At 50.5% G+C, this 475-nt stretch carries 1 protein-coding gene; it reads right to left on the reverse strand.

Annotation, left to right across the window (positions count from 1 at the left end; genetic code table 11):
• Nucleotides 1–369 (reverse strand): helix-turn-helix domain-containing protein (locus PQR62_RS25575; RefSeq protein WP_408160897.1); only part of this gene is annotated, 369 nt, incomplete at its 3' end.
• Nucleotides 370–475: the final 106 nt, after the last annotated feature.

The following is a 475-nucleotide window of genomic DNA, read 5'->3' on the forward strand; positions in this document are numbered from 1 at the left end:
TGTTCCTTTGCTTGCAGAATTGACCCTATCTAACTGATCCACCTTCCATTGGCGAGCGAACGCGGCAACGCGGTCATATGAGCCTTCGAACCCGAGCGCGCACAGGTCTGCGTGCATCTGCTTGAGGCTGCGTTTTTGCTTTCTAGATTTGGTGGATTCCGTTTTTAGCCACGTTGAAAGCTTGAATGCGTATGCATCCAAAGCACTGGCCGAACGTCGGTCTGCGTAGGCTGGCTCTACAGTTTCAGAGCGCAGGTGACGTCTAACGGTGTTCCTTGAAATGCCAAGTCGCTTGGCGATCTCTCTTAGCGATATCTGGTCTCGTAGGTGCCAGCGCCGAATAATTCCTAGTAATGCCACGTCGATCACTCCAATCTCCCACCTGATTGCCTAGGTAGGATTGTGTCTCAAACGTGGGTCAATTTTCGATGCAAAAATCCCAGCAAAGTGGGTCAGTTTTCGATGCAAATCTACA

This window comes from Herbaspirillum lusitanum, from assembly GCF_046025995.1.
GTDB classification, from domain to species: domain Bacteria; phylum Pseudomonadota; class Gammaproteobacteria; order Burkholderiales; family Burkholderiaceae_D; genus Herbaspirillum; species Herbaspirillum lusitanum_A.